20 protein-coding genes are annotated in these 22,362 nt (G+C 30.2%); 3 read left to right on the top strand and 17 right to left on the bottom strand.

Features of this window, described 5'->3' with window-relative positions; all coding sequences use genetic code 11:
• Positions 1-9 precede the first annotated feature (9 nt).
• On the bottom strand, positions 10-1,158 hold the full coding sequence (locus DWV06_RS04070; protein WP_115480883.1) for a glycerate kinase family protein: 1,149 nt from the start codon (positions 1,156-1,158) through the stop codon (positions 10-12).
• 158 nt (positions 1,159-1,316) lie between these two features.
• On the opposite strand from DWV06_RS04070, the gene DWV06_RS04065 reads away from it, so the two are divergent.
• On the top strand, positions 1,317-2,396 hold the full coding sequence (locus DWV06_RS04065; protein WP_115480882.1) for a CdaR family transcriptional regulator: 1,080 nt from the start codon (positions 1,317-1,319) through the stop codon (positions 2,394-2,396).
• 9 nt (positions 2,397-2,405) lie between these two features.
• On the opposite strand, the gene DWV06_RS04060 is transcribed toward DWV06_RS04065, so the two are convergent.
• The 14 genes from DWV06_RS04060 to DWV06_RS18315 all read right to left on the bottom strand — a co-directional run bounded on the left by DWV06_RS04060 (position 2,406) and on the right by DWV06_RS18315 (position 16,430).
• Positions 2,406-2,669, bottom strand: coding sequence for a DUF3795 domain-containing protein (locus tag DWV06_RS04060; protein WP_115480881.1), 264 nt, complete (start codon positions 2,667-2,669; stop codon positions 2,406-2,408).
• A gap of 91 nt (positions 2,670-2,760) precedes the next feature.
• Positions 2,761-4,911 carry a peptidase domain-containing ABC transporter gene (locus DWV06_RS04055; protein ID WP_115480880.1) on the bottom strand — a complete coding sequence of 717 codons (2,151 nt, stop codon included), beginning with the start codon at positions 4,909-4,911 and terminating at the stop codon, positions 2,761-2,763.
• Between the two features lie 14 nt (positions 4,912-4,925).
• On the bottom strand, positions 4,926-5,114 hold the full coding sequence (locus DWV06_RS04050) for a hypothetical protein (RefSeq protein WP_115480879.1): 189 nt from the start codon (positions 5,112-5,114) through the stop codon (positions 4,926-4,928).
• A gap of 12 nt (positions 5,115-5,126) precedes the next feature.
• Entirely contained in the window at positions 5,127-7,280 is a 2,154-nt protein-coding gene (locus DWV06_RS04045) for a peptidase domain-containing ABC transporter (RefSeq protein ID WP_162300570.1), read from the bottom strand.
• 129 nt (positions 7,281-7,409) lie between these two features.
• Positions 7,410-7,532, bottom strand: a complete 123-nt coding sequence (locus DWV06_RS18890) for a hypothetical protein (RefSeq protein ID WP_268877868.1) — start codon at positions 7,530-7,532, stop codon at positions 7,410-7,412.
• Between the two features lie 25 nt (positions 7,533-7,557).
• Positions 7,558-9,582 (bottom strand): ABC transporter permease, encoded by a 2,025-nt coding sequence (locus DWV06_RS04040; protein ID WP_115480877.1) that lies wholly within the window; start codon positions 9,580-9,582, stop codon positions 7,558-7,560.
• A 1-nt stretch (position 9,583) separates the two neighbouring features.
• A complete protein-coding gene (locus tag DWV06_RS04035; protein ID WP_115480876.1) occupies positions 9,584-10,336 on the bottom strand; it encodes an ABC transporter ATP-binding protein in 753 nt (250 codons plus the stop codon).
• Positions 10,337-10,360: 24 nt separating this feature from the next.
• A complete protein-coding gene (lanM, locus tag DWV06_RS04030) occupies positions 10,361-13,477 on the bottom strand; it encodes a type 2 lanthipeptide synthetase LanM (RefSeq protein ID WP_115480875.1) in 3,117 nt (1,038 codons plus the stop codon).
• A gap of 96 nt (positions 13,478-13,573) precedes the next feature.
• A complete protein-coding gene (gene slmA, locus DWV06_RS04025; RefSeq protein WP_115480874.1) occupies positions 13,574-13,789 on the bottom strand; it encodes a salivaricin M family lantibiotic in 216 nt (71 codons plus the stop codon).
• Between the two features lie 45 nt (positions 13,790-13,834).
• The gene (slmA, locus tag DWV06_RS04020) at positions 13,835-14,044 is read right to left on the bottom strand and encodes a salivaricin M family lantibiotic (RefSeq protein ID WP_115480873.1); all 210 of its coding nucleotides are present in this window, start codon (positions 14,042-14,044) and stop codon (positions 13,835-13,837) included.
• 42 nt (positions 14,045-14,086) lie between these two features.
• Positions 14,087-14,296 (bottom strand): salivaricin M family lantibiotic, encoded by a 210-nt coding sequence (gene slmA / locus DWV06_RS04015; protein ID WP_115480872.1) that lies wholly within the window; start codon positions 14,294-14,296, stop codon positions 14,087-14,089.
• Between the two features lie 35 nt (positions 14,297-14,331).
• Positions 14,332-14,544 carry a salivaricin M family lantibiotic gene (slmA, locus tag DWV06_RS04010; RefSeq protein WP_115480871.1) on the bottom strand — a complete coding sequence of 71 codons (213 nt, stop codon included), beginning with the start codon at positions 14,542-14,544 and terminating at the stop codon, positions 14,332-14,334.
• A gap of 263 nt (positions 14,545-14,807) precedes the next feature.
• The gene (locus DWV06_RS04005; protein ID WP_115480870.1) at positions 14,808-15,899 is read right to left on the bottom strand and encodes a VanZ family protein; all 1,092 of its coding nucleotides are present in this window, start codon (positions 15,897-15,899) and stop codon (positions 14,808-14,810) included.
• Positions 15,900-16,268: 369 nt separating this feature from the next.
• Positions 16,269-16,430: a hypothetical protein gene (locus DWV06_RS18315; RefSeq protein ID WP_155522616.1), complete on the bottom strand. Its 162-nt coding sequence runs from the start codon at positions 16,428-16,430 to the stop codon at positions 16,269-16,271.
• 158 nt (positions 16,431-16,588) lie between these two features.
• Here DWV06_RS18315 and DWV06_RS04000 point away from each other — a divergent pair, with 158 nt between their 5' ends.
• Positions 16,589-17,908 carry a sensor histidine kinase gene (locus DWV06_RS04000; protein WP_115480869.1) on the top strand — a complete coding sequence of 440 codons (1,320 nt, stop codon included), beginning with the start codon at positions 16,589-16,591 and terminating at the stop codon, positions 17,906-17,908.
• Between the two features lie 3 nt (positions 17,909-17,911).
• Here DWV06_RS04000 and DWV06_RS03995 read toward each other — a convergent pair whose 3' ends face one another.
• Entirely contained in the window at positions 17,912-18,484 is a 573-nt protein-coding gene (locus tag DWV06_RS03995) for an accessory gene regulator ArgB-like protein (RefSeq protein WP_115480868.1), read from the bottom strand.
• Positions 18,485-18,799: 315 nt separating this feature from the next.
• On the opposite strand from DWV06_RS03995, the gene DWV06_RS03990 reads away from it, so the two are divergent.
• On the top strand, positions 18,800-19,528 hold the full coding sequence (locus tag DWV06_RS03990) for a LytR/AlgR family response regulator transcription factor (protein WP_115480867.1): 729 nt from the start codon (positions 18,800-18,802) through the stop codon (positions 19,526-19,528).
• A gap of 103 nt (positions 19,529-19,631) precedes the next feature.
• On the opposite strand, the gene DWV06_RS03985 is transcribed toward DWV06_RS03990, so the two are convergent.
• Complete coding sequence (locus tag DWV06_RS03985; protein WP_115480866.1) at positions 19,632-22,232, bottom strand: cation-translocating P-type ATPase; 2,601 nt, start codon at positions 22,230-22,232, stop codon at positions 19,632-19,634.
• Between the last annotated feature and the right edge of the window lie 130 nt (positions 22,233-22,362).

Raw genomic sequence — 22,362 nt, 5'->3', positions numbered from 1 at the left:
CTACCCCTCCTAAGTTAATTTCCGTTTATACTGAATTAGACGGAAAACCTGCTCTACAGTTGCTATCATATTTTTCTTGGCAACATCACTATTCATAGCTTCCTGTAAAGTAGAAATACCACGGACAATCGGGAAGTAAGCATCAATTCCATACTCATTACAAACTACTGCATCTTCTGTTACACAGCCCGAAAATGCAAGCACCATTTTTTCATATTTTCTGGCAATACCAGCAACACCAATCGGAGCTTTTCCCATGATTGTCTGGCCATCCAGTCTTCCCTCTCCTGTAATTACTATATCCGCATCCTTAATGTATTCCTCCAACTTTGTTTCTTCCAATACTATTTTAATTCCTGATTCCAATACTGCATTTGTAAAGCTAAGAAATGCAAATCCCAATCCGCCTGCTGCTCCTGTCCCAGCCTGGTTTGTGTTTGCTTTTGGGTTTTTTTCTTTTGAAATTTCTGCATAATAAGCCAACCATTTGTCCATCTGCATAATCATAGTTGGAGTTGCACCCTTCTGAGGACCATAGATAGCACTACATCCTTGTTCACCGCATAAAGTATTCGTTACATCACATGCAATACGAAAGGTACAGTCTTGTAACTGAGGAATTACAGACTCGTCTGTTATTGCCTTAATATCTTTTAATCCTTTTGCACCAAATGGAACCTGCTTTCCTTCCTTATCTAAAATACCAAAACCTAATGCCTGCAGCATTCCTATTCCACCATCGTTCGTAGCACTTCCACCAATTCCTACAATGAAATGACGGCAGCCTTTTAAAATCGCATCTTTTATTACCTCTCCAACGCCATACGTTGTGGTATTAAGAGGATTCCTATCCTTTTCCTCTACTAATGTAATTCCTGCAGCTCCTGACATCTCAATAATTGCCGTTTTTCCATCTCCTAATATACCATAGTCACAATTCACTTTTTCCCCTAAAGGTCCTGTAACTTCAATACGTTCTATATGACCGTTCATTCCTAATGTTAATGCCTCTACTGTCCCTTCTCCACCATCAGCGAGAGGTCTCACGCATATTTGAGCCTCCGGCATTACATTTTGAATCCCCTGTCTAATTGCATTCCCTGCTTCAAGAGATGACAAACTCCCCTTTAAAGAATCGATTGCTATTACTACCTTCATAATTACCCTGCTTTCATTAAAACGTTCGAAATCTTTTTCATATTTTTATACTATCAAATTACAGAAGCAAAAAATATGGTATCTGTAATAAATATACTACAACTTAATCTTTTATATATGTTATAATTAACATAACGTTATAAATTGGAGGAATTATCATGCCAGCAGAAATCAATCAGAAAATAGCGCAGCAAATTGTTGAAACGGTAAAAGATGTATGCGGTCATAATGTTAATTTTATGAATACAGATGGTATCATTTTTGCCAGTACCGACATTAGCAGAATTGGAGATTTTCACGAAATCGGTAAACAAGTCATCCAAAGTTGTAAGTCTCTGGAAGTTGAAAATAATGATAGCTTTAGAGGTACACATAAAGGGGTAAATATTCCTTTTATTCATAATGGGGAAGTAATCGCCGTGATAGGAATTAGCGGAATTCCTAAAGAAGTGCGTAAATATGCTTATCTGGCCCAAAAGATTACATCTCTTATATTAAGAGAACATGAATTAAACGTACAAAATCATAATCAAAAAGCACAACTTGATTATGTGATTCGTTCTTTAATTACAAATAGTAATATGAACCACGATTTTTTTATGGGTTTTATTGAAAGTAATAATATTTCTTTCACAAGTAGTTATCGAACCATTCTAATTATTTTAAATTCCCGATATAATCCATCTAATCTTTCCATGGTAGAACATCAGATTTATCAGGTCTTTGATTTTACCGGATGCAATTTTTATACGTTCAACTATCCAAATGAATATGTACTTATTCTTGAAGATGAGACTTTTCAGAAATGGGCTTATTTATTTGAAGATCTTACAAAAAAATATAAAGAGTTTTTGAAGGTCGGGGTCGGCAGCAAAACCACTTTAACCAAACAGCATCATTCTTATGAAGCTGCTAAACTTGCCCTATACAGCCTTCAAGTCAATGAAAACCTTGCTTTTTTTGACGAGCTTGATTTAGAAATACTTCTTGGAAGTGTATCCAACGATGCAAAAGAACAATTTCTACGAAAAACAATCAATAAACTTAGCAAAAAGGAACTGGTACTATTGAAAACATATTTCCAATGCGACATGTCTTTAAAAAATACTTGTGAAACATTGTACCTTCATAAGAACACGTTACAGTACCAGTTAGATAAAATATGGCGTAGCTGTGGCTATAATCCACGTTCGTTCAAAGATGCTGCTATTTTATATATGGGGGTAAAGCTGTTGTGAAGTTTCTGCTTATTCTCCTTGTGCCCATTTTCTGCACTGTTCAATTTTAGGCAGTGGATCAAATCCTTGATCTTTCCCCATATTACTAAGCATATCGCAAGGAAATGTTGAACATTCACCGCAATGATTTAGATTTTTGCTCTCACAACAAAATTTTACCTCACACTTACCGCCCCAAAACGGAAGTTCCATATTAAGGCATTCGTTACACTTTACTGCTTCTTTTCGCTCACAGCTTTTACAACATACACCACAACGTGATTCAAATTTCATCCTCTACCTCTTTCTATATTTATTAATTTTCTAGTATCACTATACTATATATATTCTTGCAATATTTGTCAATAATATAAGATAGCTGTAATTATACTGCAACTGCTTGTTCTCTGCTAATATAGAGGTTAGCATACAATCCACCTTTTTTAATTAACTGCTCATGTGTACCTGATTCCACCACTCTTCCTCTTTCTAATACAATAATAATATCAGAATCAATAATCGTAGACAATCTATGTGCAATTATAATTCTAGTACAGCCTGCTTGTTGAAAATAACTTGTTACTTTTTTTTCATTTACATAATCAAGCGCACTGGTTGCTTCATCTAAAATCATTAATTCGGGCCTATTTAATAATGCTCTTGCTAATACGATTCTTTGTCGTTGACCTCCAGACAGATTCATACCCATATCCGAAACCAAAGTTTGATATTTCATTGGCATCTGCTGTATTTCTTCATCTATTTGTGCAATTTGAGCGACTCTTCGTACCAATTCATTATCTACTTTTTTATTTACACATATATTGTCATAAATTGTCTTATTAAAAAGTGACATATCTTGTGGAACTACACCTATTTGACGTCTTAAAACTCCTCGATCCAACTTCTTCATATTAACACCATCAAAATATATTTCTCCATTTTTGGGTTCATATAATCCTAATATAATTTTAGCTAAAGTGCTTTTTCCTGATCCTGATGCTCCTACAATTGCAACTTTTTGCCCCTTTTTAATATCAAGATTAATATTATTCAATACATTCTCTGAATTGCTTGTATAGGAAAAGGATACATCTTTTAATTGTACATTTCCCGAGATTTGCAATTGAATAGGTTCATCTGGTACCTGTTCTTCTTTCGCATCGGTTATATCAGTAATTCTTTCTAAGTATGATGATGCTAAAACAAATGAGTTATAAATATTAAATACTGAGATACCTGTTGAAAATAGATTGCCTGCTAAAGTATAAATTGCAATCACTTCTCCAATTGTAACAAAACCATCCATATATTGGAAGATACCTATTGATAATATAATTAATGGAGCTGCCATTTGAAGTACTGACAACACTGTATCATTTATATTTTTAATCATATTTTTTTTCTTGTAAGCAGCCAGACTTTTTTTATACCGTTTTGTCCAACTCTCTAATACTTCGTTTTCCATTCCGGCAATTTTGATTCCAAATGCAGAATAAACTGCCTCAACCTGAACTCCTTGCAATCTAGTATCTTCTACAATTTCATTTTGATTTGCTTCCATTAATGTTGGTTTCATTTTTATAATAAAATATATATTAAGTAACAAAAATAATACGGCTACTCCTGTAAGTATGATTGATTTTGATAACATATATCCCATAATACATAGCATCATACCCACTTGTAAAACACCTTGAATTATTTGTTCAGAAACTAAATCACGAATTACTGATAAACAATTTAACCGAAACAACAAATCACCATTAGAGCGACTTTCAAAAAATTTATAAGGTAGATTAAGCATTTTTTTAAATGTTCCTTTAGTCAAATACCTATCAATATTTAATTGTAATTCAATTATCTTCATTCCTCTAAAAAACGAAAACCCAGCTAATAGTACAGCTATTCCTATGGCATAATAGTAATAATTACCACTAAACATACCCACTGTCATTCCATTGATATTGTCAGTTAAATGTTGTACCAACACTGGAATTATCATTTGAATAAAATACATGGCAGCAGATGCTATCCCTAGTTTTAAATAAAGTGATTTTTTAATTTTTATATTTCTAAATGCATTAATCCATAAATTAGTTTTCACATTATAAGGTTTGAATTTTTCGGTAGGTCTTACAACCATAATAATATCCGAATAGTTTTCACAGAACTCACTATACTTTATTTTTCTCCTTCCAAATGCTGGATCTACTATTGTCACACTTTTACCTTCAAGTTTTTCTAAAACTACAAAATGTTCATTATGCCAAAAAATTATTGCTGGAAGTGTTAATTGTTCCAAAGCCTTTGCATTAGCTCTATACACCTTTGTTTCCATGCCTCTGGATTTCATATATTTTGACAAAAGTGAGATTTTTAGACCATCTCTCCCGACTTCTAAACTTTCACGAATTCTTCGGATTCCATCATAACTTTTATAATATTGCATAATCATTGCAACACAACATAAACCACATTCTGTTTGACGCATTTGTTGAATATACGGAACTCTTTTCATATGAGCTTCTTTCATCCTTTCGCTCCTTCCTACTTCATATGCAATTTAGATAATATCGATCTTGTTTCACTTACACGACTGCTATAACATTCTTTCATGTAATCAATATTTGAGTTATAAAAGCCAGTTGCTACAATTCCATCTACCTCTATATCCGATAACTCAATAATACTTTTTTCTCCATTTATATCAACTTTCTTCTTTTTTTTTCCAAACATGTAAATTCCCTCCTATGCTAATTTAAGTCCATTGCTTTCATTGCTATTATAAAGATTCTTATAAACTCCGTTTACTTGCAACAATTCTTGGTGTGTTCCACTTTCAATCAAACTACCATTGTTCAAAACTAATATTTTATCTGAATCAATAATTGTGGACATTCTGTGAGCTACTACAATTCGAGTACTACCACTCTTTTTAAAATAATTTGATACTTTTCTTTCGTTTACAGTATCTAATGAACTGGTAGCCTCATCCAAAATAATTAACTTAGGGTTATTTACAACCGCTCTTGCCAAAACAATCCTCTGTCTTTGTCCTCCTGAAAGATTCATCCCCATATCAGATATTAGGGTATTATATTTCATTGGCATTTCTTCAATTTCTTGTCTTACTTGAGCTATATCAGTCGCATTTTTAATAATTTCCATATCAATATCTTCACTGTTTAAAACTATATTTTCCAATATAGTCTTATTAAATAGAGACATATCTTGAGGGACTACACCAATTTGCTTTCTTAACTCTGTTTTATCTATATCTTTTATGTTTACCCCGTCATAAAAGATTTCTCCTTCTGTCGGTTCATATAATCCTAACAGAAGTTTTGTTAATGTACTTTTTCCAGATCCAGATGTTCCAACTATTGCTGTTTTTTCCCCCTTTTTTATTTTAAAGCTTAAATTCTTTATTACATAATCGGAAGTATTGGTATATGCAAATGATACATTTTGAAATTCCACTTCCCCTGTAATATTTACCTTCATTGGATTTTGCGGTTTCACTTCTTCTTTTGCTTCTGTAATATCATTAATCCTCTCTAAATAAGAAGAAGCTAAACTGAAATCATTCCACATATTAAATAATGAAACACTTGTACCAATAAATGTACTTGCCAGAGAATAACTGGCAATTACCGCACCTATCGTCACGTGCCCCATAATACAGAGCTTTAATCCTAATAACAAAATACAAAAGGGGCCTACTGTCTGAAATACTGTAATAATAGTCGTATATATGTTTAAAATGATATTCTTTTTTTTATAAGCTTTCATACTTCTTCGATATCTATTGCTCCAATTATTTTCAATCTCTGATTCCATTCCAGCTGCTTTAATACCAAACATAGAATATATTGTTTCTGATTGAATTGATTGCAGTTTTGTATTTTCTATAATTTGGTTTTGATTTGCTTCTAAAATCTTCGGTCTCATTAAAAATATGAACAATCCATTTATAACGAAAATTCCAATTGTAACTCCGGTTAACAAAACGGATTTATCTAATAAATAACCAATAATTACAATTGCATAGCCTAATTGAATTACCCCTGTAATAATATGTTGTGAAATAAGATCTCTAATAATATTTAAACTATTTAATCGGAATAGCAAATCACCATTCGCTCTGCTTTCAAAATATTTATAAGGTAATTTCATCAATTTGCTGAAGGTTTCTTTCGTCAAATGCGTATCCACTTCCATCTGTAAATCAATAACACTTTTTTGCCTAATAAATGACATAATTCCATAAATCAGTATAGTTGCCAAAACAAAATATATACAATATTTCACCTGCATTTTGTTTGTTTTATGTGTTGTTAAATCTATCATACTTTCAATTAATATGGGTAAAATAAGTTGTATACCATAAGTAATAACTGATATTACTGTTGTTCTTATAAAAACTTCTTTTCTTTGTCCCACTCTTTTTAGTAAACTACCCCAAATCCAACGCTTTTTTTTCTCTGGAACAAACATTTTAGTCGGACTTACTGTCATTACTACATTTGAATATTCTTCTTTCATTTCTTCATACGTTTTTTTGATTTTTCCATATGCCGGATCTATTATAACTGCCATTTTTTGATTTATTGACTCTAAAATAACATATTGTTCTTCATTCCATAAAATAATCGCAGGCAGCTTAACCTGATGTAATTTATTTATACTTACTGTAGATATTTCCGTATCCATTCCTTTTTGTTGGAAAAAACGTTCCATATTAGAAAGTTCTAATCCATCTCTTCCTACTTCTAGTTCATCTCGAATATTTCCCAAGGTCTCATTACTTTTATAATATTTCAAAATCATAGCAATACAACATAACCCACACTCTGTTTGCTGCATTTGTTCAACGTATGGAACTTTTCTTAAATGTTTCATGCAATCCACCCTCTTTCTCATAATTGATTTCTATTGATCTCGACGTAGTAAAAATAAATTAATTTTAAAAAATAGCCATAGTACTATCCAAACTATACTATGGCCACTCTCTTTTATGTTTCAAAGTATTTACTTACCCTTCTTCTTTAAAATCATAAATATAACGGTAACAATAATGATAACAGCCAGAACTCCACCAGCCGGAACCCATACTTCTCTAATACTTTGCATCACATTATCCCAATTATGCATACCAATTTCTCCTTTCTAATTCCTTTTATTCATCCTTTAATTCCACTTTTCCTGCAATCATATTGCGGCAGCTAAAATAAGTTACTAAAAAATATCCCCCATAAATAATTAACAATAATATAATGGTAACCCCTGCATTCGCTCCTATATTCAGACCTAATGAAATACTAATTTTATCTATAATTTTAGGTAGTCCCACAATTGCATAGATACCTGCTAAGACTAACGGTGCTCCAAAATATACCGAAATTTGTTTTAATATTGTTTGTCTACAAACTTTCTTTTCCACACCTAATTTTTGTAATAGATTATAACGATAAACATTATCGAATGTTTCTGTTAGTTGTTGTAAAGATAATATTGCTACACAAATAATTAAAAATACAATTCCAATATAACAACAAACAAATGCAACCATTGCAAACATTCCATAATATGCATCACATATAAGCGTTTTTGTCAAAAATGTATACGGATTTTGGGGATCTCCAATAAGACGAACCAATGCATTATCAAATTTCTGCGGATCACTTCCTTTTTTAATCATTCCATTTTCAATAACCCTAATTTTATGTAGATTTATAACAACTGAATCCGGTACAATTAAAGTTCCTTGATCATTTAATCCAATACTTGTCAAATAATAAATTTCTTCTTTTATCTTATCTTGTGCGGGTTTCAATGTTTTATCTGCAATTTTAATCACTCCGCTATTTTTTAAAAAAGACTGTAACAACTTTTCCGTTCCTTTATATTTACAATTTAATAGATATGTCCCTTCCTCTAAATCCAATGGACTTTTTCCCTGACTTTTCAATATTTTATTGTAATCAGTAATAGATATTATAGGTACCGTTTTATCCGGAAGATTTTTATCGAAATCCCACAAATCATCTGTCTCTTCGATCAGTTGAGTATAAGTACATGTTTTATCCTCATATGTGCTTATTTCTACTTGTTCACCTAAATACTTATTTAAATCTACTCCTTGACTTAATAAATACTCCTGTATGGTCTCTCCTTCACCTACTTTTTCTTTATCTAAATCCTGTATGATAGATACATCATATGGAGTAGCGGCATTTGAATTACTGTTTAAGGTAAAAGCCATACCCATTCCCGTTGATACTATACAAATGGTTGCTGTCAGCAATAAACATACCACTGTAATCGTCAGATAATTTGTTTGGATTTTAGAACTAATCTGTCGAATCAAAAATGTATTTATATCTTTAAAATACCATTTCGAATTTCTTTGTAGAATATATAACAAAACTCCAAAAAAAGAATAAATCACACACCCAGTACCTAAAATGGCAAGTAAAAAGCTGATTGTAAATATTGGCGAATCTGGACTTAACCCATTTTTTTTGTAAACAAAAAATGCAACCATAGAAAGTAAAAGAATTCCTAGCAATAGAATACTCAATAATGCTTTCATACTTTTAATTGTCAAACTTTCATTTTTTCTTCCTGCATTTAATAAATCAATTAATTTAACCCTCGAAACAGTTCTTACGTTAAAAAGAATGACTACCAGAAATATAATTGCAAAACAAATAAGTGTATTGATTAATGATGGCACCGAAAATACAAACTGGTATTTTGATAAATCAATTGCAAACATTTTCAATGCTATCGCTGAAATCCCTTGAGATAATACACAGCCGACTGCAATTCCGGTTATAAAAGAAATTACACCGATCAGAATTGTTTCCCCTACAAATATACTGGAAATTTTACGATTTTCCATTCCTAAGAGCATATAAATACCCAACTCTTTTTTTCTTCGCTTTAACAAAAAGTTATTCGCATATATGATTAGAAAAGCTAAAATAACAGCAATAAACTTAGATAATATTGAAAGTAAAGATACTAACTGTTTTGACATATTAGATGCAGCATTACTAGTTTCTGTTTGAAATGCAGACTGAGATCCCAATGAATTAAATGCATAGAATAAAGCTACCGCTATCATTAAAGTCAGAAAATATATACTATAATCTTTAAAATTCTTCCTTACATTATTCCATATCATTTTCAAGTACATTCTATTCACCTCCTAAATCAGCAACCACATCCATTATTTTATCAAAAAATAATTTTCTGTTGTCGTTACAACGAAGTAATTCCTTGTAAATCCTACCATCTTTAATAAAAAGTATTCTTTTACAGTAACTTGCAGTAAAGGAATCGTGGGTTACCATTAAAATCGTAGCTTTCATCTGTTCATTCATCGTCTCCAAATTATTAAGAAGCATCTTAGCAGAACGTGAATCCAGTGCACCTGTTGGTTCATCTGCTAATATCAAAGAAGGATTGCTTACAATAGCCCTTGCTGCTGAGACTCTCTGTTGTTGTCCTCCTGACATTTGATAGGGATACTTATGTAATACTTCTTCAATATCCAGTGTTTTTGCTACCTTATGTATTTTTGCTTTTATTTCGTCTGTCGATCTTTTCATAATAGATAATGCTAATGCTATATTTTCATATGCTGTTAAAGTATCTAATAAATTAAAGTGTTGGAATATAAATCCAAGATTTTCTCTTCGAAATGCAGCAACTTCACGACTTTTCAAAGAGGTAATTTCTCTATTGCTGATCTTTATCTGTCCTGCTGTAATCGTATCAATAGTTGAAATACAATTTAATAGCGTAGATTTTCCAGAACCTGAAGGTCCCATAATTCCAACAAATTCGCCTGTTTCTACTTGAAATGAAATATCATTTATCGCTTTTGTACGATTTTCTTTTGTTCCATATTCTTTATATATATTTGTTACTTGTAATATTTTGCTCATATTTTTCCTCTTTTCTATAATTATTTATTTTAAACATAATAAATCTGCAATTATATTACCATGATTAAATTCATCTAATAATCCCATGCCTTTACTTGCACTTCCAACCATTAACCCCCAATCTTCGAGGGCATATAAACTGTCAGCTTGTCCAAAAAGATGGTTTTGAACAAAATTATTCACTGTATAAGCACATTGCTTTTCCAGCATATTATCATACATGAAATCTGCTGCATATCTTAAAATAGAAACACTTCCTATATCTCCATGACAAATGCTGTAATCATTTCCAAATCCATATTTTTTAAGCTGATTAATAAGTAATTTAATCTCTCCCATTAATTTTTCATCTTTTGCACTTGATTGATGTAATATTATTTTAGATAATAATAGCCCTGCAATTCCATTACACCATGAGTAATAATGCGTATTCTCTCTAATTATCCACATATTACTTTCCTTATTGAAACGAATATTTCTTTCATAATTTAGCGACTTATGTATTATAATTAAAATCTCAGGATCCTTTATAATATCATAACACCTAGCCAATTGACTCATAATGCCTGCATTCCCATGAGCATAACCAATGTCACCATTATCAGTCCATGAAATCTCTTCTTCAGATATTTGAATTGCTTCTTGCTTTAATTTATTTACAATTTTAATTAGAATATTTTTTACAACATCCTGATACAATTTATCAAGGTTATCATAAATTGAAATTAAGATACCCATAATTCCACTAATCCCGGAAAGAATATCAATTCTGTCCTGCTTACTAATATTAACCTCTGTAAACTCTAATATTTTGTAAATATAATTCCATACTTGTTTTAATTCAGCTTTATTATAAACATTTAATTTAATAAACTTATGAGTAACAAAAACATATGAATATATCCCTGTAAATACACCAAGTCCCATTGTTTCAATATCTTCCACATGATTCAAATTAATCATTCTTTCTACTGAATTCAATGTATCTTTTGCATATTGAATATATTTTTCTTCTTTCAATGTCTTCCCTAAATACATGAAATACAAAGCTATTCCACAATTTCCTTTATATAAATCCCACCCAACCGGGTTTATCGAATAATAATCATCTCCAAAACCAATATAACAAATCCAACTATTTTCTACTTTATTATTTACTGTTACCGAAAAACCTCGCTCTATGATTTTTTCTCCAATTATACGAGCTTCTTTTAAATAATCACAATTGATATCTAAAGAACCAGTCGATGTAAATTGAGTATTTGTTTTTACCGGTAGATCTGTTTTCATTTTACAGCCTATATAGCTTAAATATATTAATGCTGCTTGTCTTTCTAAATCTATCGCACTTAACTTTTGTATTTTTTCTTCCACTGTTTCTATGATACTTTTTTTATATTTATCATAAACTACTTCATTTTTAAAATTTGTTGCTTTTTTACTGTCTGCAATGATATTAAATGAAGGCACATCCCCATTGAGCATTGCTTCAATTTCAGTCTGATAAATTTTCTTTTCATCAAATTTTTCATTATTTTTTATTAAAATACCAATTCTATGAAAATAAACTATACGATCCATCTTATTATGTAATAAGTCAGGATGATAACTTGTTGACATTAATTGTGTATAATCATTTGTTGCTTTATAGATGACTCTACATTCTACATTACTAAATAGTTCTTTTATTTTCTCAATATACTCTTCTTTATTATTTAATATCCATTGATAGGTACTGATAAATCCTTGTTTTACATGTCCTATATATCCATTACCACCAATTTGTTCACCCTTATAAAGAGGGTAATTACCTGATTCTGGAATTTCCTTATAAACATTTTCTACTGAAATTGTATCACTATCAAAATTAGTGATTTTTTGAGTTTTAAATGGAGACTTTTTGGCTTTTCCTGATCCTATAGCTCCTATTTCCATTACTTCATTCGTATTAAAGTTCTGCAATAATGATGGCAAAATTAATACACTGTTAACTGAATTTTGAATATAATTATGGATATATGCCTCTACAGAATCATATTCTTCTTCCTTATCATATTCATTTGTATGAAGTAATGTTTCCAAGTCAATAAAAATCGGATATTTACCATTTGCTATTAAATTTTCACAATGACAATCCTTTGAATTTAATGTATACAACAAGCATAATAATTCACCGGTTTTTAAATAAAATTCACCTATTTCATGCTTTGTCTTACATTCCTTATGTTCAACAAATTCCATCCATCCTGCTTCTTTGATACTATATGTTTTACAGCTTTTTAATGGACTAAAGTCTGGTATTCTTTTATTTACCCAATTTAAAAATGCGTCATAGCTTCTTTCCATAGCAAAACTCCTAGGCTTATACATAAGTATCTTTTGACCAAATTTTACTGTTGCTACTGTTTTACCATTATTATGTGTATCTCCATTTCCTAGGATAATGCTGTTAATTTTACCTAATGGCTTTCCATCATTTAATGTTCTTTCTAACTCGTTTATATACTTTTTTGTATTCAATAAAATTTCATGTACATAGTTTATACTATAAGAAACTGTCCTTCTCATTTCTTTATACAATTCCGGATATACCAAATATACCTCTTTTAAATATTGCATATCTTTTAATAGTTTATTTGTATAATATGTACCACGTTCTACGCTTGTCTTTCCTTCTAAGCGCTCATCTATTTTTGCTACATTTATTTCTTGAATAATAGTTCGATAACTTAATGCTGTCAATTTACCAATAATATTCTCAAGCACACTTTCTATAAAACATTCTTCATTTTCTAAAATATCACCTAATTTTACTAATTCCATTATTTTATCCATATGCAAAAGTAATATTGGTTTAAAGAAAAATGACCATCTGTTTTTTTGTTTAGTTAAAATTTCATCTAATATGTCAATATAGTAACTTTTATTTATATCAGAAAACATCTGTTTAATTTCATCTAAAACTTCTTCTTCCTTAAAATAATTGTTCAAGAAATCTTCTGCTGTTTTTCCAGATATTTTTTCTAAAAGATTTCCGAGTACATTATTCTCTTTTTTTTCAGGAAATAATCGATTCCAAAAACTTAGAATTTTTTCCTTTTCAGTTTCGTATTTTTGACTATATTCTATACAATTCTCCATGATACTTCCTCCACCTCTATTCCTTTTGTTTCTTGTATCCAAGGCTAGATTTTCTAGTATTGAAGAATCTAGCCTTAGATCTATTTTTACTTGAAATTATGCACATGAACGATGAGGATGTGTACACTCATATGAATATGTTGGCACTGCTCCACATTTTCCTGCTATTGTCAATCGAAGTGCTGTGGATATAAGTCCTGCTCCTGCTTTTTCATCCAAATCTTGGTCTTTGATTTCTTCTACCACTCCGTTAATTGGACTTGTTACTTCTTCTTTTTGGTCCAATGGATTTCTTAATGTTTCTTTACTCATTTTTCTCTCTCCTTTATAGTTGCTTATTATTCTTTTACCATATAATTAGCAAGATACATTATTTGACGTACACTCATATGAAATTGTTGGCATCTTTCCACACTTTCCTGCTATAGTTAACTGAATTGCTGTGGATATTCCTGCTCCTGCTTTTTCATCCAGATCCTGTCCTTTAATTTCTTCTACTACTCCGTTAATTGGGCTTTTACCCTCTTCTTTTTGATTTTGTGGATTTCTTAATGTTTCTTTGCTCATTTTTCTCTCTCCTTTATGACATGTTTTTTATTTTACTAATTACTAACAAGATACATTATTTGATGTACACTCATATGAAATTGTTGGCATCTTTCCACACTTTCCTGCTATTGTTAATTGAATTGCTGTGGATATTCCTGCTCCTGCTTTTTCATCCAAATCTTGTCCCTTAATTTCTTCTACTACTCCGTTAATTGCGCTTTTTGCCTCTTCTTTTTGATCTAATGGATTTCTTAATGTTTCTTTGCTCATTTTTCTCTCTCCTTTATAGTATGTTTTATCATTCTTTACTTACAAGACACATGATTTGTTGTACACTCATATGAAACTGTTGGCATTTTTCCACATTTTCCCGCTAGTGTCAATTGAATTGCTGTGGATATTCCTGCTCCTGCCTTTTCATCCAAATCTTGGTCTTTGATTTCTTCTACTACTCCATTAATTGGACTTTTTCCTTCTTCGTTTTGGTTTAATGGATTTCTTAATGTCTCTTTGCTCATTTTTCTCTCTCCTTTTTTGTTGTTTTTGTTTACAAGGAGAGTATATCAAAGGAATACTCTTTATAATTATACTTGTAATAAATATATTAGTTTATTGAATTAGTGAATAAACAAGACAAAAAATTTACTTTTATTCGTCATAAACGTTTTGTAATTACTTTAAAGTTAAAAGCAAAAGAGCTGTTGCTTCAATGACAATAAATAAGTCATATAACAACAGCTCCTTATATTTTGTATCATAATAAATAACTCTTTTCATCTAATTAGGAACTTAATTTTTTTAGAGTAGTCTTGGTCCAATGCTCATAAAAAATTAAATTTTTCTGTTTTCTTATTATACCAATGAAAAGACAGCCTAATGATAGAAGCACCAAAATCTGTGAACCAAATTGCAGCATCGTACTATTGTTATAGTTTACACTTAAATCCGGTAACAAACGAAAGATAAGCAGCACTAATCCATTTCTGCCCCATATCTGCCCTAAAGTAATTGGCCGTTCACCTTCACTGTCAACTCTGACTTTTAGAATAACCATTCCCAATGTACTTCCTTGAAATATAAGTGGAATAAATAAAAAAATAATACAATCAAATAAAACTAATAATATAATATTCCAAGATGATGGAATTCCTAACATAATGTTTATTATAGGACAACTTATCGTATATAACATCTGTGCTAATAATGTGTCAAGCAAAAATGCTATTATTCTTTGAAACAATCCAACATTCTTATAAACCAAATTGTTTTTATCCCTATCCATATTAGGTAAAAACCGTTCAATACGATTAGTTAAATAAAATCCTCCTGCTGCTCCAAGTGTATTAACAATCAAATCATCTACATCAGGAAAACGGTAAGCCTTGGGATAAATTCCATAAAGCCCCGTATATTGTGTCATTTCATAGAAAAAGCTTAGTAAAAAACCAAACATAATCGTTTTGAATATACTACACTTAAAATACTTTTTTAGATATACTCCAAACGGCATCGTAAGAACGAAATTAAATGCTACGGTATAAAAGCTTTTGGTTGATAACGATTTTAACCATGTCGAAGGTTGACTTAAAACAAATCCAGAATGATTTAAAAACGTTTTAACAAATAAAAATGGACAAAAATTTGCTTGCATTGGTTTCATTTGTCTCACTTGTTCTATGTCCGGTAATGGAAAAATAGTCATAAACCAAGCTGTAATCATATATAGCACAAAAGATCCAATAACTATATTTTTTCTAAATTGAAGTCTTCCATCCTTTCGATATTGATAAATAGTCAATGGTATAAAAAGTGCATACAATAATAGTAATGATATCATTATACCATTTGCGATAGGATTTAAATAAACATACATACTATAATACCCCTTTCTTAATGTTTTTTGACATTTGTGTAACTTTTAAACTCCCTAAATGTTTTTAATACTACATTTACCTCAGCAAATTAAAGTAAACATAATCAGATCAGCAAAATTCATTATATTATGACAACCAAAAATTGGCAAGTAAAATAAACTTTTTCAGAATATTCACAATCGATAGATAATTTATCTTTTACACTTATTATACTACTTCTTTTAGTTATTTAGATTTTTACCTAATTCATCCTTATAAGTTAATGCAATAATAGGTAAAAAAAATAGAGCCTATAACACTTATTTAAAATGCAGGACTCTATTTTTTCTTTTTATTTCAAACAATTTTACTATTTAAACAACATACTACTAAAATCTTTTATTTCTTTTTCCATACCTCAATATTTCAACTTCTTTAGGAATTTCTTTTTCATAATAAAAAATTGAAGTACTTTTACCTTCCATTTTTTCTTCATTTTCAATAATCTTATTTCCTAAACTACATATAACTTTTTTTAATATCACCTTCATAATTATCCTCCTTCAATATTTATCTTTTTTAATTCTATTATATATTTTCAAAAATATCACATATTCTTCCTAAACGACTTTTTTTTTATCTTAAATGTTCATTTCTAGTGCATTTATGTTATAATATTATTTAATTATAAAAAAGGAGTTCCTTTAAAATGAATTTATTAATAAGTTTATTATCTCTAACCAGTAGTGTTTTATCATATTATATATGTATTTTAAATTTATCATTATTTACATATACTTTTAAAAATAAATTTTATATTTTTTTACTTATTCTATTAAATGCTATAATAGCTACTAAATTGGGCAATATTGTAATTATTAGCTTACTATTAAGTTTAATTTTATACCATATTTTCTTTATCAAAAATACAATTAAAAATTTTTTTATTATACCTGCTGCTTATATCATAAATGTACAATTATCCAATTTATGTACGCATATAATCCAAAATTTGTTTAATGTTTCACTTAGTAGAGCAGATACAATAATACTCCGTTATTATTTGATATATTGTATAAGTATTATAATTATTTCCGCAATTTTCTCCTATTTTGTTGGAAAACTTATTCGTTATTATATGAGAAAATTAAACACTTCCATTTTCCGCAAAGAAGCTTGGATTCTTATCCTGTCTCACCTTAGTATATGTGCACTTATTTATGCTTTTAATATTATCTGGGGGCAAAAAGTAGGATACACCGATGAAAATACGACTTTTAATTCTATTCTTTTTTTACTTTACTTTCTATCGTCAACTATAATTTTAATTATAACATTCCGCACTTACTCCGAAAAAAGTAAGCTTGCATTAAAAGAAACTGAATTCAAAAACTTAAAAGAATATACTTCAAATATAGAAACTATGTACTCTAATCTACGTACATTTAAACATGATTACATTAATGTTTTATCTTCCTTATATGGTTACATAGAATCCAAAGATTATAATGGATTAGAAACTTATTTTAATGAAAAAATACTTCCAACAAAGGAACAAATAACTGTAAATAATGAAAGACTGTCTCAACTTGGAAAAATTGAAATTCCTGCATTAAAAGGTCTGCTTTCATCCAAATTTATCTATGCTTATGAACTTGGTATTCAAGTATTTATTGATATTTCAGAACCAATTGAAAATATATCTATGGATATCGTTGATTTATCTCGAATACTTGGTATTTTCCTTGATAATGCTATTGAAGGATCTTTAGAAACAAAACTACCTCAGTTAAATTTTAGTATAATAAAAACTGAAACTTCAATTGCTGTTATAATTACAAATAATTTTATAAATCATCAGATTTCCCTTACACAGATAAACCAAATTTCCGTTTCAACAAAAGGGTCAAATCGCGGACTTGGTTTATATAATGTAAAACAAATACTAAAAACATATAAAAATGTCCTTCACGAAACTTCTATGCCAAATGATTTGTTTATTCAGCATTTAGAAATTATGAATTTATAATATTTATTCTTTATATTTTCTATTTACAACCGGTAAAACAGCTATACTTACTACTACTGAAACAATCATTACCATGTTATATAAAATTTTATCTTTTAAAATAATAGCAGTAATTACATAGACAACAAATGTAATTACTGTTTTTATTTTTAGTGGTTTCATTTTTTCTGGTACTACCGGGTTTTTCTTCGTACCAGATGGTGCATATTTTAACAATATTAAACCGGATATCAATAATACGATGCTCGATATTATATAATTAATAGAAATAATTTTACTAAGATATGCTCCACCTACTATAAAAATACCTGTAACTAAAAAACATACAATATTTTTATCAAAATGCATTCCTCCTGCCAACTTACGAAGAATAGCAAAAAGCAATAACATTAGAATACTTTCTTTTACAATTCCTAAATATATTGCAATAAACATATATACAATTAATTTAAATATGTTATCTATAAAAACTTCTATTCCATAGGCGATTACAACTTGTTCACATTCTTCTCTTGGATAAAATCGATTCATCCACTTTGTGAGTTTTAATGCTAACATGTGCTCAAACTTATCCATATATCGATATTTCCTTCCTTTATCTTAACAATTTTACTATATAAATATAACTATTTTGTAAAATCTCTGTATTTTATACAGCATATCATATATCTTCAGCAATTAATTTTATTGTCCTAAACGTCGTTAATTACATCTTAAACGTCGATTATTTTTGTCATAAATATCAATAAAGCATCTTAAGCGCATTTTTAATATTTTAATTGACATATCTAGACACATTTCTTATACTTATATTAAAATGTTTACATAAATGATTGCTGCTAAAATACAGGTATTATACTGTTTTATTATTACGTAATGGAGGAAAGTGCAATGATGAATGTTTTTATATGCGAAGATAATCCTAAACAACTAAAAAAAATTTCAGATATTGTAAATAATGTACTTTTGATTGAAGATTTAGACTTACAGCTTGCATTAGCCGATACAAATCCTCATAAAATACTAGAAAAGGTTAAACTCTCTAAAGAAGTAGGGATCTATTTTTTTGATATTGATTTAAATTCGGATCTGACCGGTCTAACTTTAGCACAAGAAATCAGAAAATATGATCCACGTGGATTCATTATCTTTATAACCACTCACTCCGAAATGAGCTATATGACTTTTATGTATAAAGTAGAAGCTATGGATTTTATACTTAAAGATGATATAGATCAAATTCATACAAGAATTCATCAATGTATTTTAGATGCAGTAGATAGATACTCGTCTTCCAATAATTCTATTCAAAAGAATTTTACATTCAAATTTGGAGATAAAAGAATCAGCATTGATTATAATGATATTATTTACTTTGAAACATCTCTCAACGTTCATAAAATAATGATTCATACAAAAACGCGTGTATTGGAATTTAGCGGAAAATTAAAAGAAATTGCGGATACACTAGATGAACGGTTTTATCGGTGTCATCGCTCTTTTTTGATTAATCGGGAACATATAAAAGAAATTGATTTAAAAAATCATGTTGTACATATGTCAAACTATGATAATTGTCTTATTTCTAATCGTTTAGCTAAAGGATTACTCGATAAATAATACTCATTTAAATCAAAAGACACTGTAAGCGTTTAAACTTACAATGTCTTTTTTATTTTAGGCTATATATACAATCTAATAATCAAAGGATTCTAGCTAATACTCATTTCTTAAAAATCAACTTATAAACTTGAACCACAACAAGCGGCATAAAAGATAGTAGATATACAATAGCATACTGTTCCCCAGACAATGAGGCGACCTCAAAGGTATCTTTAATTGGTTCAAATATCAGAACGATCTTAAGTAATAAATATCCGATAGCTACTGATAGTAATAAATATTTATTCGTAAAGAAACCAATCTTGAAAACAGATTCCTTGGATCTAGAATTAAAGCTATGAAGCAGTCTTGAAAGACACAAAGTAGCAAAGGCCATCGTACTTGCTACCAGTGGGTCACCATAGGATAATCCTAAATGAAATGCTGTCATTGTGCTTAGAGCAATGAGCGTCCCCTCAATTAACACTGTAACACCAAAAGATTTATCTAATATTGGAGTATTCATTTTTCTGGGCTTTTCCTCCATGATGCTATCATTATGGGGTTCAAGTCCTATTGCAATTGCAGGCAGACTGTCTGTTACTAAGTTAATAAAAAGTAAATGTACCGGCGCAAATGGAATAGGGAGGGCTGCTATAGAAGCGTATAATACAGAAAGTATACCTGCTGTATTTCCGGATAGTAAAAATTTTATTGCATTTTTTATATTTGAATATATACTTCTTCCGTTCGCTATTGCTTTTATAATCGTTGAAAAATTGTCGTCTGCTAATACCATAGCTGCTGAATCCTTAGCTACTTCAGTACCTGTAATTCCCATAGCTATTCCAATATCAGCTTGTTTGAGGGCTGGTGCGTCATTTACTCCGTCTCCTGTCATAGCGACTACATTTCCTTTCTCCTGCCAGGCTTTTACTATTCTGATCTTGTGCTCTGGTGATACTCTGGCATATACAAAGACCTCTTCTACTTTACTCTTTAATTCCTCATCCGTAAGATTATCAAGTTCATGCCCATTCATTGCTCCTGATTCATCTGCTAAAATCCCAATCTGTTTGGCAATTGCTGACGCCGTGACCTTATGATCTCCTGTTATCATTATAGGTTTGATTCCTGCTTGCATACAATCGGCTACTGCTTGCTTGGATTCTTTTCTAGGTGGGTCCATCATAGCGATAAGCCCAATAAAAATCAATTCTTTTTCATCTTCAAGCTCAATCTTTTTATCTTTATCAACTTCTTTATAGGCAAATGCCAACACTCTAAGTCCATTTTTTGAAAAATCATAATTAATACTCTTTACATTTTCTTTTTCCTTTTCAGTAAAAGAATATATACCATCTGACTTTTCTATTGAAATTGTTCTTTCTATTAGTACATCCAATGCTCCCTTTGTTATCATGACAGTTCTTCCTTCTATTTCGTGTAATGTACTCATCAATTTTCTATCGGAGTCAAAGGGGATTTCTCCTAGCCTGGTATATTTTTCCCGAATATCCAATTCATCTAAATCATATAAATCTCCTAAATTCACAAGTGCTATTTCTGTAGGATCACCCATTTCTTTATTCTCAATGGTTACAGCATCATTACATAATAACGCTGTCAAAATAAGCTTTTTCTCAAGTTCCGTTCTTTGATCTAATTCATTATAATCTCTGACTTTATCATCAACAAATACTTTTTGTACTGTCATTTTATTCTGTGTCAGTGTCCCTGTTTTATCTGAACATATAATCGAGATGCTTCCTAAACTTTCGACAGAATGTAACTTTCTGATAATGGCATTTTCCTTAGCCATTTTTTGAGTTCCAAGTGCCAATACAATGGTCACAATAGAACTTAGAGCTTCCGGTATTGCTGCTACTGCAAGAGATACAGCAAACATCAAGGATTCAACAAAAGGAGTTCCTCTTAGAATATTTAGACCAAAAATGAAAGCAGATATTGCCAGTATAATGATAGCGAGTCTTTTCCCGAAAATATCCAGGTTGACTTGTAAAGGTGTTTTCTTTTCCTGGGCACTTTCTAGAAGACTTGCTATTTTTCCTATTTCAGTCTTCATTCCTATTGCAGTCACTATCACTACCGCTCTTCCATAGGTTGCAAAACTACCGGAAAATACCATATTCTTTCTATCTCCAATAGCAACATGTTCTGCTTCAATGACATCCGTGATTTTAAGTACCCCTTCTGCTTCTCCGGTTAATGAACTTTCATTTGCCTGTAAACTATATGATTCAAGTATTCTTCCGTCAGCACTAATATAGTCCCCTGCTTCAATAAATAAAATATCACCTACCACGATCTCTCTTGAAGGAATTTCGATCTTCTGATTATCTCTAAGTACTTTTGCAGTGGGTGAAGATAATGCTCTAAGACTTTTTAATGCCTGCTCTGCTTTAAGATGTTGGGCAGCTCCCAAAATAGCATTCACTATAACTACAACTAAAATAACTAAAGTACTTTCAATTTTCCCTAAAAAAGCGGATACAACAGCTGCTATAATTAAAATAATGACTAGAAAGTCTTTGAACTGTTCAAAGAAAACTTTGATTACACTCTGCCTGTCTTTTTCTTCTAATTCATTAAAACCATAGTCATTTCTACGGTTATTTACATCATCTGTGTTTAATCCCTGGTCTGTAATATTTAATTGCTGCATCACCTCTTTACCTGTTTTTCTGTAAAAATCCACCATAGCGATTTCTTCCTTTCTTTCTGTTACTCTTTTCTTTTATTCCAATCTTGTAAAGCTGATCCTGTGTATATTTAATAGCATTCCTATATTTCTTAATTTTTAGCTACTTTTTATAAATTTTACCTAGATT

It is taken from the genome of Anaerosacchariphilus polymeriproducens, from assembly GCF_003363435.1.
GTDB lineage: Bacteria > Bacillota > Clostridia > Lachnospirales > Lachnospiraceae > Anaerosacchariphilus > Anaerosacchariphilus polymeriproducens.
The sequence above is the reverse complement of the archived record's forward strand: the minus strand, read 5'-3'. Positions and strand labels throughout refer to the sequence as shown.

Excerpts from the sequence above, each read along its gene's own strand:
- slmA (WP_115480872.1), bottom strand. The coding sequence starts at position 14,296 with ATGAGCAAAGAAACATTAAGAAATCCATTAGATCAAAAAGAAGAGGCA.
- DWV06_RS04000 (WP_115480869.1), top strand. The coding sequence starts at position 16,589 with ATGAATTTATTAATAAGTTTATTATCTCTAACCAGTAGTGTTTTATCA.
- DWV06_RS04060 (WP_115480881.1), bottom strand. The coding sequence starts at position 2,669 with ATGAAATTTGAATCACGTTGTGGTGTATGTTGTAAAAGCTGTGAGCGA.
- DWV06_RS04045 (WP_162300570.1), bottom strand. The coding sequence starts at position 7,280 with ATGAAACATTTAAGAAAAGTTCCATACGTTGAACAAATGCAGCAAACA.
- DWV06_RS04050 (WP_115480879.1), bottom strand. The coding sequence starts at position 5,114 with ATGTTTGGAAAAAAAAAGAAGAAAGTTGATATAAATGGAGAAAAAAGT.
- DWV06_RS18890 (WP_268877868.1), bottom strand. The coding sequence starts at position 7,532 with ATGCATAATTGGGATAATGTGATGCAAAGTATTAGAGAAGTATGGGTT.
- slmA (WP_115480871.1), bottom strand. The coding sequence starts at position 14,544 with ATGAGCAAAGAGACATTAAGAAATCCATTAAACCAAAACGAAGAAGGA.
- DWV06_RS18315 (WP_155522616.1), bottom strand. The coding sequence starts at position 16,430 with ATGAAGGTGATATTAAAAAAAGTTATATGTAGTTTAGGAAATAAGATT.
- DWV06_RS03990 (WP_115480867.1), top strand. The coding sequence starts at position 18,800 with ATGATGAATGTTTTTATATGCGAAGATAATCCTAAACAACTAAAAAAA.
- lanM (WP_115480875.1), bottom strand. The coding sequence starts at position 13,477 with ATGGAGAATTGTATAGAATATAGTCAAAAATACGAAACTGAAAAGGAA.
- DWV06_RS04035 (WP_115480876.1), bottom strand. The coding sequence starts at position 10,336 with ATGAGCAAAATATTACAAGTAACAAATATATATAAAGAATATGGAACA.
- DWV06_RS04005 (WP_115480870.1), bottom strand. The coding sequence starts at position 15,899 with ATGTATGTTTATTTAAATCCTATCGCAAATGGTATAATGATATCATTA.
- DWV06_RS03985 (WP_115480866.1), bottom strand. The coding sequence starts at position 22,232 with ATGGTGGATTTTTACAGAAAAACAGGTAAAGAGGTGATGCAGCAATTA.
- slmA (WP_115480873.1), bottom strand. The coding sequence starts at position 14,044 with ATGAGCAAAGAAACATTAAGAAATCCACAAAATCAAAAAGAAGAGGGT.
- DWV06_RS04070 (WP_115480883.1), bottom strand. The coding sequence starts at position 1,158 with ATGAAGGTAGTAATAGCAATCGATTCTTTAAAGGGGAGTTTGTCATCT.
- DWV06_RS04040 (WP_115480877.1), bottom strand. The coding sequence starts at position 9,582 with ATGTACTTGAAAATGATATGGAATAATGTAAGGAAGAATTTTAAAGAT.
- DWV06_RS03995 (WP_115480868.1), bottom strand. The coding sequence starts at position 18,484 with ATGGATAAGTTTGAGCACATGTTAGCATTAAAACTCACAAAGTGGATG.
- DWV06_RS04065 (WP_115480882.1), top strand. The coding sequence starts at position 1,317 with ATGCCAGCAGAAATCAATCAGAAAATAGCGCAGCAAATTGTTGAAACG.
- slmA (WP_115480874.1), bottom strand. The coding sequence starts at position 13,789 with ATGAGTAAAGAAACATTAAGAAATCCATTGGACCAAAAAGAAGAAGTA.
- DWV06_RS04055 (WP_115480880.1), bottom strand. The coding sequence starts at position 4,911 with ATGAAAGAAGCTCATATGAAAAGAGTTCCGTATATTCAACAAATGCGT.